11 protein-coding genes are annotated in these 10,950 nt (G+C 65.0%); 8 read left to right on the top strand and 3 right to left on the bottom strand.

What is annotated here, in order from left to right; genetic code table 11:
- Positions 1-93: 93 nt before the first annotated feature.
- The 5 genes from AC1DT3_RS04660 (at position 94) to AC1DT3_RS04680 (ending at position 5,431) form a co-directional block, all read left to right on the top strand.
- Entirely contained in the window at positions 94-987 is an 894-nt protein-coding gene (locus AC1DT3_RS04660) for an ABC transporter permease (RefSeq protein ID WP_477464077.1), read from the top strand.
- Positions 984-2,003, top strand: coding sequence for an ABC transporter ATP-binding protein (locus AC1DT3_RS04665; protein ID WP_477464078.1), 1,020 nt, complete (start codon positions 984-986; stop codon positions 2,001-2,003). Before AC1DT3_RS04660 ends, AC1DT3_RS04665 begins: the two co-directional genes overlap by 4 nt.
- A complete protein-coding gene (locus AC1DT3_RS04670) occupies positions 1,955-2,959 on the top strand; it encodes an ABC transporter ATP-binding protein (RefSeq protein ID WP_477464079.1) in 1,005 nt (334 codons plus the stop codon). The genes AC1DT3_RS04665 and AC1DT3_RS04670 overlap by 49 nt, the downstream gene beginning before the upstream one ends.
- A 29-nt stretch (positions 2,960-2,988) precedes the next feature.
- Positions 2,989-4,512, top strand: coding sequence for a carboxypeptidase M32 (locus tag AC1DT3_RS04675; RefSeq protein ID WP_477464080.1), 1,524 nt, complete (start codon positions 2,989-2,991; stop codon positions 4,510-4,512).
- A gap of 136 nt (positions 4,513-4,648) precedes the next feature.
- Positions 4,649-5,431 carry an LOG family protein gene (locus AC1DT3_RS04680; protein ID WP_477464081.1) on the top strand — a complete coding sequence of 261 codons (783 nt, stop codon included), beginning with the start codon at positions 4,649-4,651 and terminating at the stop codon, positions 5,429-5,431.
- 12 nt (positions 5,432-5,443) lie between these two features.
- Here AC1DT3_RS04680 and AC1DT3_RS04685 read toward each other — a convergent pair whose 3' ends face one another.
- Complete coding sequence (locus AC1DT3_RS04685; protein ID WP_477464082.1) at positions 5,444-7,036, bottom strand: MBL fold metallo-hydrolase RNA specificity domain-containing protein; 1,593 nt, start codon at positions 7,034-7,036, stop codon at positions 5,444-5,446.
- A gap of 85 nt (positions 7,037-7,121) precedes the next feature.
- Positions 7,122-7,589 (bottom strand): Lrp/AsnC family transcriptional regulator, encoded by a 468-nt coding sequence (locus AC1DT3_RS04690; protein ID WP_477464083.1) that lies wholly within the window; start codon positions 7,587-7,589, stop codon positions 7,122-7,124.
- 173 nt (positions 7,590-7,762) lie between these two features.
- Here AC1DT3_RS04690 and AC1DT3_RS04695 point away from each other — a divergent pair, with 173 nt between their 5' ends.
- Genes AC1DT3_RS04695 through AC1DT3_RS04705 form a run of 3 tightly spaced genes read left to right on the top strand, consistent with a single transcriptional unit; the run spans position 7,763 to position 10,296 of the window.
- A complete protein-coding gene (locus AC1DT3_RS04695; RefSeq protein WP_477464084.1) occupies positions 7,763-8,788 on the top strand; it encodes an ABC transporter substrate-binding protein in 1,026 nt (341 codons plus the stop codon).
- Between the two features lie 9 nt (positions 8,789-8,797).
- Positions 8,798-9,541, top strand: coding sequence for an ABC transporter permease (locus AC1DT3_RS04700; protein WP_477464085.1), 744 nt, complete (start codon positions 8,798-8,800; stop codon positions 9,539-9,541).
- Positions 9,529-10,296, top strand: a complete 768-nt coding sequence (locus tag AC1DT3_RS04705) for an ABC transporter ATP-binding protein (protein WP_477464086.1) — start codon at positions 9,529-9,531, stop codon at positions 10,294-10,296. Before AC1DT3_RS04700 ends, AC1DT3_RS04705 begins: the two co-directional genes overlap by 13 nt.
- A 4-nt stretch (positions 10,297-10,300) precedes the next feature.
- Here the strand turns inward: AC1DT3_RS04705 and AC1DT3_RS04710 are convergent.
- Positions 10,301-10,950, bottom strand: a 650-nt coding sequence (locus AC1DT3_RS04710; protein ID WP_477464087.1) for an OsmC family protein, incomplete at its 5' end; no start/stop codon positions are given.

The raw sequence follows: 10,950 nt of genomic DNA on the forward strand, positions 1-10,950 counted from the left end.
GATTCTCGTCGTGTTTCTTTTCGTTCTCATCAATCTCGTCGTCGATCTCGTCTATGGCCAGCTCGATCCGCGCATTCGCGTCAAGGGGGCGTCATGACACTCGACGCCGAAACCCGCTGGACGCGCCTTGCCGGATTCTGGGACGATTTCCGCCGCAGCCCGACCGCCGTCGCCGCGCTGATCATCATCGTCTCGATCGTGCTCGCCGCCATCCTCGCGCCGCTGATTGCGCCGCAGGATCCCTACAACCAGGAAACGCTCGATCTGTTCGACGCGCGGCTCGAACCCGGTGAAGTCGGCTCCGGCGGCTACGTGCATTGGCTCGGCACGGATGCGGCCGGCCGCGACGTGTTCTCGGCCATCCTGTACGGATTGCGCACCAGTCTCATCGTCGGCGCCGCAGCGGGCGCGTTCGCGCTCGTGTTCGGCGGTATCGTCGGACTGATCGCCGCGTATTACGGCGGCCGGACCGAAGCGTTGATCATGCGCGTCATAGACCTCCAGCTGTCGCTGCCGGCGATCCTGCTGGCGCTCGTGCTCGTGGCGATGCTCGGGCAGGGACTGCCGCAGCTCATCCTCGCGCTGACAGCGGCGCAATATGCGTATTTTGCGCGCACGACGCACGGCGCCGCGAGCGCCGAGCGACGCAAGGATTATATCGAAGCCGCGCTCTCGACGCCGCTGCCGGCGAGACAGGTGTTGTTCCGACACCTTTTGCCGAATGCGCTGCCGCCGCTGATCGTCGTCGCCACAGTACAGGTCGCGAACTCGATCGCGTTGGAGGCGACACTGTCGTTCCTCGGGCTCGGTCTGCCGCTGACGCAGCCGTCTCTCGGTTCGCTGATCTCGAACGGCTTCCAGTTCCTGTTGTCTGGTCGTTACTGGATTTCCATCTATCCGGGCATTGCGCTCATGCTGACGGTGGTGGCGATCAATCTCGTCGGCGATCAGGTCCGCTACGTGCTCAATCCGAGGCGCAGCCGATGACCGAGTATGTGCTGAGCGTCAAGAATCTCAAGACGCAGTTCAAGACCCGCGCCGGCATGGTGAAGGCCGTCGACGGGGTCAGCTTCAATGTCGCGCGCGGCCGCATCCTGGGTCTCGTCGGCGAATCCGGATCGGGCAAGAGCGTCACCGGCTATTCCATTCTGGGCCTCATCGAGCCTCCCGGCGAGATCGCCGGCGGCGAGGTTCTKTTGGACGGGATGGATCTCACGCGCCTCAAAGGCGAAGCGCTGCGCCGTGTGCGCGGTGCGCGCATCGCCATGGTGTTCCAGGATCCGATGATGACCCTGAACCCGGTGCTCAAGATCGGCACGCAGATGGCGGCGGCCGTGCGGGCGCACGACAACGTCTCGCGCAAGGAAGCGTTGAAGCGCGCGCGCGACGCCCTCGCCAAGGTCGGCATTCCGAGCCCTGAAGAGCGTCTGGACGCCTATCCGCACCAGCTCTCCGGCGGCATGCGCCAGCGCGTGGCGATCGCGACGGCGCTCCTGCATTCTCCCGCGGTGATCATCGCGGACGAGCCGACGACCGCCCTCGACGTTTCGATCCAGGGTCAGATTCTCGCGGAGGTGCRGCGTCTCGCCGACGACACCGGCACCGCGTTCGTGTGGGTCACCCACGATCTCGCGGTGGTGTCGAGTCTCGCGGACGATATCTGCGTCATGTATGCGGGGCGCGTCGTCGAGACGGGACCGGCCGCCGACGTGATCGCGTCGCCGCGCCATCCCTATACGGCGGGCCTGCTGTTGTCGGTGCCGGCCGAGCATCCGCCGGGCGAGCACCTGCCGCAGATCCCGGGTTCCGCGCCTTCGATCACCAACCTGCCGCCCGGATGTGCCTTTGCGCCGCGCTGTCCGCGTGCGCAGGCCGTCTGCACGACGCCGCCGCCCCTCGTACAATTCGAAGACGGCCGCACCGCCCTTTGTCATTTTCCCATCGAGTCAGCACAATGTCCTCCGCTCTCCTCGAGATCGACGATCTCTCAAAGCGCTTCATAAAGCGCCCGAGCCTCGGCGAGCGCATCGCGGGCCTTTTGGGCGCGGGACGCAAGGCCGAGATCGTGCGCGCGGTGACGAATGTCAGCCTGTCCGTTCGCAAGGGCGAAGTGATCGGGCTCGTCGGCGAATCCGGCTGCGGTAAATCGACCCTCGGGCGCATCGTCGCCGGCATCTATACGCCGAGCGCCGGCAAGGTGCTGTTCGACAATGCGCCGGTCGCCAAGGAACAGGGACGACGCACGCAGAAGCTGACGACGCGGGTGCAGATGGTGCATCAGGATCCGTTCGCCAGCCTCAATCCGCGCATGCGCATCGGCGACACGGTCGGCGAGGGTCCTGTGACCCATCGCATCGTGAAGCAGCGCGACGCCGATACTTACGTCGCCGACATGCTCGGCCGCGTCGGTCTCGATCCGAGCTATCGCCGCCGCTTCCCGCATCAATTCTCCGGCGGCCAGCGCCAGCGCATCGCGATCGCACGCGCGCTTGCGATGAAGCCGGACCTGCTCGTGCTCGACGAGCCGGTGGCGTCCCTCGACGTCTCCATCCAGGCGCAGGTGCTCAACCTCTTCATGGATCTGCGCCGGGATCTCGATCTCACCGCGATCTTCATCAGCCACGATCTGGGCGTCGTGCGTCACGTGTCGGACCGGGTGGCGATCATRTATCTCGGGCGCATCGTGGAACTCGCGCCGACGAGCGAGCTCTACGCCGCGCCCAACCATCCCTACACCAAGGCCCTGTTCGAGAGCGTGCCGCGCGTCGGCGTCGGGCGAAAGGACTTCCATCCGATCGCCGGCGAAATTCCCTCGCCGCTCAATCCGCCGAGCGGCTGCCATTTTCATCCGCGCTGCCCGATGGCCGGGCCGCGCTGTCGCACGGAAGCGCCGGCGCTGGCGAAAATCGCCGACGGGCGTTTCTCCGCCTGCCACCTCAACACGGGCGGAACCGCCTGACCATTTCCGCAACAGATCCGCGAAAAGCCATGATTCAGAACCCCGCTCTCGCTGCGCTTCATGAGCGCGTCGCCTCCGTCAACGACGTCCTGAACGCCGCGTCCCTGCTGACCTGGGATTCGCGGACCATGATGCCGCCCGGCGGCGCGGAAACGCGCGGCCAGCAGATCGCGACGCTGACGCGGCTCGCGCGTGATCTGCTCCTCGCGCCGGAAACGGAGCAGGCCCTGGAGAAGGCGGAACGCGCGGTCGACCCCGATCCGCAGGATTCCGCCGCGCGCCGCGCGGTCGCGCAGACCCGCAAGGCGTTCGATCATCACCGCCGCATTCCCGCTGCGTTGATCCAGGCACGCGCCGCGCTCCGCACGGTCGCCCAGGCGGCGTGGATCGAGGCACGCGCGAAGTCGGACTTCTCGATCTTCGCGCCGCATCTCGAAAAGACGGTCGCGCTGTCGCGCACCTATGCCGACGCCATCGGCTACGAGAAGCATCCCTACGATGCGATGGTGTCGCTCTACGAGCCGGGCGAAACGGCGGCGAGCCTGACGCGGCTGTTCGGCGAATTGCGGACGGGCATGAAACCGATCTTCGACAAGGCGGTCGCGCGCCCGGCCCCGCGAGCGGATTTTCTGTTCCGCGATTTCCCTGAGGCCGGACAGAAGGCGTTCGGTCTCGCGGTTGCGCAAAAGCTCGGCTACGACGTTGCGCGCGGGCGTCTCGATACCACCGTGCACCCCTTCGAAGTCTCGTTCACCCGCAACGACGTGCGCATCACGACGCGATACAAGCGCGATTATCTGGCGGCGTCGATCTTCGGCACGGTGCATGAGACGGGCCATGCGCTTTACGAGCAGGGCGCCAATCCGGATTTCGTGCGCACGACGCTCGCGACGGATCTCATCGGTCTCTACGCGGTGAGCGGAGCCAGCTTCGGCGCGCATGAATCCCAATCGCGTCTGCTCGAAAATCATGTGGCGCGCAGCCGGACCTTCTGGGCGCTGCACTTCCCCGATTTGCAACGCCAATTCCCCGACCAGCTCGCCGACGTGAGCAGCGAGGAATTCTACCGCGCCGTCACGCGGGTCGAGCCCGGCTTCATCCGCGTCGAGGCGGACGAGCTGACATACGATTTCCACATCATGCTGCGCGCCGAGATCGAAGCCGCCCTCATGGACGGATCGCTGAAGGTCGCGGATCTGCCGCAGGCGTGGAACGCCGCCATCCGTCGCGACCTCGGTCTGGAGGTCCCGGACGACACGCGCGGCGTGCTGCAGGACGTCCATTGGTCGACCGGGTATATCGGCTCGTTCCCGACCTACACGATCGGCAACGTCATGGCGGCTCAGCTCATGGAAACCATGCGCCAGGAGGATGCGGGCCTGCACGATTCCATCGAGGCCGGCGACTATGCGCGCCTCAACGATGGGCTGCGCGACAAAATCTGGCAGCATGGCCGCCGCTATTCCCGCGACGAGCTTCTGGTGAATGCCACCGGCCGCGCGCTCGAGACGGGCCCTTATCTGCGGTATCTCGACAGCAAATACGCGCAATGACGGCGCGTCTTGGATAGCTCAACGTCTCGACGTCCTGGCGGGAGGCCTCCGACGGCCTTCGCCGGGAGGGGTTGGCACGGGGGCCGCGGGGTGCTTTGGATGGGCGCCACCGAACCAACGCTGTAAGGGCCTTCCCATGCCGAGCGACCGTCGATCGAACGCTGCCCAGATGTCGTCGCCCTCCTATCGGCTAGCGGCCCTCGACCAGGATTTTCTTCTGGGCGATTCCATGCGCGGCGTCCGCTTCCAGCTCGAATACGCCAAGGCCGAAGAGGCGTTGCGGGCCTGGGGTGTGCGCTCGACCATCGTCGTCTTCGGCAGTGCGCGCGTTCGCGCCGACGGGCCGGGGCGTCAGCCCGCATGGTACAAGAACGCCCAAGCCTTCGGGCGCATCGCTTCGGAGCGGGGCGGGGCGCTCACCGTCAACGGCGGCTTGCGCGACAACGTGATCGCCACGGGCGGCGGGCCCGGCATCATGGAGGCGGCCAACCGCGGCGCGTTCGATGCCGGCGCACCCAGCATCGGCTTTAACATCACATTGCCGCACGAACAGGAACCCAACGCCTATTCGACGCCGGATCTCACCTTTCGCTTCCATTATTTCGCCATGCGCAAGATGCACCTCGCCATGCGCGCGAACGCTCTGGTGGTGTTCCCGGGCGGGTTCGGCACCTTCGACGAATTGTTCGAGATCCTGACGTTGCGCCAGACCGGGAAGGCGCCGCCGCTGCCGATCATTCTGTTCGACGAGGCCTATTGGTCGACGGTGGTCAACTTCGATGCCCTGGTCGAACACGGCATGATCAACGCCGCGGATTTCGAGCTTTTTCAGTTCGCCGAAACGGCGGACGACATCTGGGAAAAGCTCCTCGCGTACGACCTGTTGGCGCGCACCAATGGTCGCGACGAACTGAAATAGGCCGGCCTTCGCTCAACCGGCCTCTTCCTCCAGGGCGCGGCGCAATCGGCGGATCATCACCGCGCGCGAGCGGGCATCGGCCGTCTTCTCGAGCGTCTCGTTGATGTCGAGAACGAGCTTCGCATACTCGTTGTGCCAATCGCGCTTTCCGGCGATCGCCGGCTCGATGCGCGGCGTCGGTTGGGCGGTCGGAACCGCGGTCGGGCCGGCCAGTTCGAAAATCGCGTCGAGCTCGGGCGTCAGGATTCGCTCGTCGGGGACGAGGTCGCGGAGCGCGCGTTGCAGGGCATCCATCGCCACCTCTTCGCCGTGCACGAGAAAGACGCCGCGCTGCACCGGACGGCGCTTCGCCAGCCACGCCTTCAGTTCGGGGCCGTCCGCATGGCCGGAATAGACGTCGAGCGTACGGATGCGGGCGCGCACGCGGATTTCCTCGCCCTGGATTCGCACACGCGATGCGCCGTCCTGGAGGATGCGCCCCAACGTGCCTTGCGCCTGGAAGCCGACGAGAAGAACGGTCGCATGCTCACGCCAGAGCCACGCTTTGAGATGATGGCGGATGCGTCCGGCCTCGCACATGCCGCTCGCGGCGACGACGATGTGAAAGCCGTGGATGCGCGCGATCGCCTTGCTCTGCTCGACGCTCTCGGTGAACCGCACCCAGCGCGATTCCAGGGCCCGCACGAGCTCGTGGCCATTCTCCAACTCGTTTGCGTGCCGCTGGAAGATCTCCGTCGCCTTCATGGCGAGCGGTGAATCGATGAAGATCGGCGCATGAGGGATCGCGCCCGATTCCATCAGGCTGACGAGGTCGACCAGAAGCTCCTGCGTGCGCTCGACGGCGAACGAGGGGATGAGAAGCGCGCCGTTCGCTTTCGAGGCGGCGAGCACCTCGTCGCGCAGCAGTGAACGCCGCCGGGTTTCGACGATTTCCTGGCGGTCGGTGCCGCCATAGGTCGATTCCATGATGACGTAATCGCAATTCTCCGGGCCGTTCGGATCATGCAGCAGCATCTTGTGGTCCGGCCCGATATCGCCGGAGAACAGCAGGCGCGTCGGCGGCTTGCCCGCATCTGACAGAGCCTCGACTTCGATCGAGGCCGATCCCAGCAGGTGGCCTGCGTTCCAGTACCGGACGCGAAAGCCCGGCGCGACATTCGTCCAGGCGCCATAGCGCACCGGCCGAAACTGCGTCAGCGCCGCGCTCGCGTCCTCAGCCGTGTAAATCGGATCGACCGCGGGCAAACCGCGACGCAGATTGCGGCGGTTCAATTGTTCGACTTCCACCTCCTGGATGTGGCCCGAATCCGGCAGCATGACGGACGCGAGATCGATCGTGCTCGGTGTCGCGTAGACCGGTCCGGTGAAACCCGCTTTCACGAGTTTCGGAATGAGGCCGCTGTGGTCGATATGGGCGTGCGTCAGGCACAGCGCGTCGATGGCGGTGACGGCGAAGGGGAAAGGCCGGTAGTTCAATTCACGTTCGGATTTGGAACCCTGGAACATTCCGCAATCGATCAGAATGCGGGCGGAGGGTGTTTCGAGCAGGAAGCAGGAACCGGTGACGGTTCGCGCCGCTCCGTGAAAATGAATGCGCAGGGACATGGGATGACCGGCTCCGGCTTGTGCGATCGCACCACAAGACCATCAAAGCGCATCCCCGTCGAGGGTGCGCTTGCACGCCATGTCGTCAGGCCTTGGCGGCCTGTTGAAGCGCGAAGGCCGTCGTCGATTTGATGCGCTGCATGGCGAAGCGGGACGTGACGTTCTTCAGGGGGATCTCTGCGATCAGTCGCTTGTAGAACTGATCGTAGGCCGCCATGTCGGCGACGACGACGCGCAGCATGTAATCGACGTCGCCCGCCATGCGGTAGAATTCCATCACCTCCGGCATCGCGGCGACGAATTGCGCGAACCGCTCGAGCCAATCGCCCGAATGGTCGGACGTCTCGATCGAGACGAAGACGGTCAATCCGAGCCCGATCTTTTCCGGTACGACGAGCGCGACCCGTTTCTCGATCACGCCGCTCGTCTCCAGACGTTGGATGCGCTTCCAGCACGGCGTCTGCGAAAGACCGACGCGCTCGGCCAATTCGGCAATGGAAATGCTGGAATCGGCCTGCAGGGCAGCGAGGATCTTCAGGTCGATAGCATCCATTTTTCTTTCTTTCTCATATTGTAGAAAATTATTCCAGCGACCCATGAAATACTAGAATAAATTTCCTTTTAAGCTTAGGCGCTTGCAATTACGTAGAAAATTCTTTTCTTAATCTGTCAACAGGCGTCCATCTTCACCCGTGCCGGCGACGCCGATTGGCAGGAGTTTTCACAATGGATCGTCGCCGCTTTCTCGCCCACGCTGGTGCTCTCGCGGTCGCCGCCTCGGCAGGTTCGAGCGCGTTCGCACAAGCCAGGGTGTCCGCCCGCGTCGGTGTGATCCCGGTCATCGGCGCATCGCCGATCTTCGTCGCCGAGAAGGAAGGTTGGCTGAAGGAGAAGGGCATCGATCTCACCTTCACCACGTTCGAGTCCGGCCCGAACATGATTCAGGCCGTCGCCTCGGACACGATCGATATCTACGTTGCGGGCGTGGCGCCCCTCGCCGTCGCACGCTCGAAGGGCGTCGATGTGCGCGTCGTGGCCGCGACCGCGACTGCCGAAAACGTATTCGTCGCGACGCCGAAGCTCGCCAAGTATTTCACGCCCGGAACGGCGCCGGCGGCGGCCTTCAAGGCCTACCGCGCCGGAGAAGGCAAGGCTGCCCGATTGGCGACGCAGCCGCCCGGTTCGGTGCCGAACACGACTTTGCAATATTGGCTCTGGGAGGTCGCGAAGGCGGACAAGGCCGATGTGGAGATCGTCACCATGGGCATCGATGCGACGCAACAGGCGGTGCTTGCCGGCGCCGTCGAGGGCGCATCGATCCGCGAGCCCGCGGTCACCATCGTTCAAGGCCGCAATCCCGGCATCAAGCTCGTGGCTCTGGGGGACGAAATGTTCCCGGGCCAGCCCGGCACCGTCGTCGCGGTGTCCGGTGCGTTTCTGACGAAAAATCCGGACGCGGTGCAGGCCCTCGTGAGCGMGCTGGTCAAGGCCGCGGACCTGATCGTCAAGACGCCCGACAGGGCCGTCGCACCCATCGAGGCGGCGCTCGGCAAAGGCATCGTGGAGAGCGCGACGATCCRTCAAGCGTTGGMGTCGCCGGCGACGAAGTTCCTCATCGATCCGCGCGTCATCATCGAACCGTCGCGCGCCATGCAGGCCTATCAGGTCAAGCTCGGCTCGCTCGAAAAGGAACTGCCGTTCGATGGTCTCTTCGAGCCGAAATTCTTCGAGCGCGCGACGCAGGGCGGTTAATCCGTCCCGATGCGATCCATCCTTCTTTCGCTTCTCGGCCTCGTCGTCTTCCTCGGTCTCTGGGAGGCCATGCCGCGGTTCGACTTGGTCAATCCGGCGATGCTGCCGGGACCGAGCGCCATTCCAGCCGCGTTCCGCAAGGAGCTGATCAGCGGTGCCTGGTTGCAGGCGGTGTCGAGCAGCCTGTCCCATTACACCATGGGCCTGACGCTCGGCGCGGGTCTCGGTGTGGCGCTCGGCATCGTCACGGGCATGTACCGGGACGCGGAGCGCTTCACGGCGTGGATCGTCCGCGTGTTGCGACCGGTGCCCGGCCTCGCGTGGGTGCCCTTCGCGATCCTGTGGTTCGGCGTCGATACGAAGGCGGCGGTCTTCATCATCGCCATGGGCGTTTTCTGGATCGTGTATTTCGCCGCGCACGGCGCGATCCGCGCCGTCGATCGCGATCTCATCGAAGTCGCCGATGCGTTCGGTTTCCATTCGGGCTTGCAGCGGCTCGGCAAGATCCTGCTTCCGGCCGCGACGCCGGGCATTCTCGTGGGCTTGCGCACCGCGCTCGGTCAAGCGTGGATGGCGGTCGTCGCCGCCGAGRTCTTCGGCGTCGCCGGCCTCGGCCAGCGGATGATGCAGGCCTCCAGTCTTCTCGCGACCGATGTCGTCGTCGTCTACATGCTCACCATGGCCGCCTTGTACGGTTTTCTCGATACGGCCTTCGTGGCGTTGCAAGGGTGGCTGCTGCGATGGAAAGCGTGATCGAGATCAAGGACCTCTCGTTGACGTTCGAGCGCGACGGGCAACGCAACCTCGTGCTCGATCGCTTGAACCTGAGCGTCGCGCGCGGCGAGTTCCTCGCCATCGTCGGTCCGTCCGGCGTCGGCAAATCGACGTTGCTGCGCGTGCTCGCGGGTTTGGCGTCGCCCAGCGCCGGCAGCGCAAACGTCGTCGTGCAGCGCGACGGCGAACGGGCGGTGGCGCTGGTGTTTCAGGATGCCCGCCTGCTGCCGTGGCGGCGCGTGATCTCCAATGCCGGATTCGGATTGGAGAACGGCCGCGTTTCGCGCGCCGAGCGACGCAAACGCGCGCAGGCCGCGCTCGAATTCGTCGGTCTCGGCGCGTTGTCRCAGCGTTGGCCGCATCAACTCTCCGGCGGACAACGCCAGCGCGTGTCGCTCGCGCGCGCACTCGCCATCGAACCCGAGGTGCTGTTGATGGACGAGCCGTTTTCAGCGCTCGACGCGATCACGCGCGAGGGTCTGCAGGACGAGCTCATCCGCGTCTGGCGGGCGACCGGGAAGACGGTTCTGTTCGTCACGCACGATATCGACGAGGCGACCTATCTCGCCGACCGCGTCATCGTGCTGTCGGGCACGCCGGGGCGTATCGTCGCCGAGCATCGCATCGACACGCCGCGCCCGCGCAAGCGTCAGGACGCGTCGCAGGTCGGCACGGCGAAGGCCCTGCGCGAAGGCCTCAACGCCGATGTCGCCAGCGACGGCGGCCTGATCTGACGGCTTATGCGATCGAGGCGGATTCGGTCGGGGCGGTGTCGTCGATGACCGTCAGGCTGTAAGTGATCTTGGCGACGGCCCCGAGCATGATCGAGGCGGAGCAGTATTTCTCCTTGGAGAGCGTGATCGCGCGCTCGACCTTCTCCGCCGACAGGCCGCGACCGCTCACGAGATATTCGAGATGGATCGCCGTGAAGACCTTCGGGTCGGTATCGGGACGCTCCGCCGTGACGTTGATCTCGCAATCCGTCACGTCCTCGCGGCCGCGCCGCAGGATGTTCATGACGTCGAAAGCCGTGCAGCCACCGAGACCCAGCAGCAGCATCTCCATGGGACGCACGCCGATATCGCGTCCGCCATATTCCGGGGCGCCGTCCATGACGACGCTGTGACCGGTGCCGGATTCGCCCAGAAACGCCATGCCGTCGATCAGCTTTACGCGGGCTTTCATGCCTGCCTCCTTGTTTTCGAACGCCGGTTCAAACGCGCGGCGCGGGTAGCGGGTGATCGGGCCGTCCGAAAGGAGCCGGATGTCCTTTGGAATCAACCCTTGATGACGAGAACCATGCAATTTAAAACCGACATTGCCGAAATTCGTCGTTTTCGTGCCGATAAAGGGCCCTGTCGATTGCATGGTTTGATGCGGTGGAAACC

It is taken from the genome of Microvirga sp. P4_G7 (assembly GCF_056401005.1).

Bases quoted from the DNA above. Each gene is read 5' to 3' on its own strand.
- AC1DT3_RS04660 (WP_477464077.1), top strand. From the start codon at position 94: ATGACACTCGACGCCGAAACCCGCTGGACGCGCCTTGCCGGATTCTGG.
- AC1DT3_RS04675 (WP_477464080.1), top strand. From the start codon at position 2,989: ATGATTCAGAACCCCGCTCTCGCTGCGCTTCATGAGCGCGTCGCCTCC.
- AC1DT3_RS04680 (WP_477464081.1), top strand. From the start codon at position 4,649: ATGCCGAGCGACCGTCGATCGAACGCTGCCCAGATGTCGTCGCCCTCC.
- AC1DT3_RS04685 (WP_477464082.1), bottom strand. From the start codon at position 7,036: ATGTCCCTGCGCATTCATTTTCACGGAGCGGCGCGAACCGTCACCGGT.
- AC1DT3_RS04690 (WP_477464083.1), bottom strand. From the start codon at position 7,589: ATGGATGCTATCGACCTGAAGATCCTCGCTGCCCTGCAGGCCGATTCC.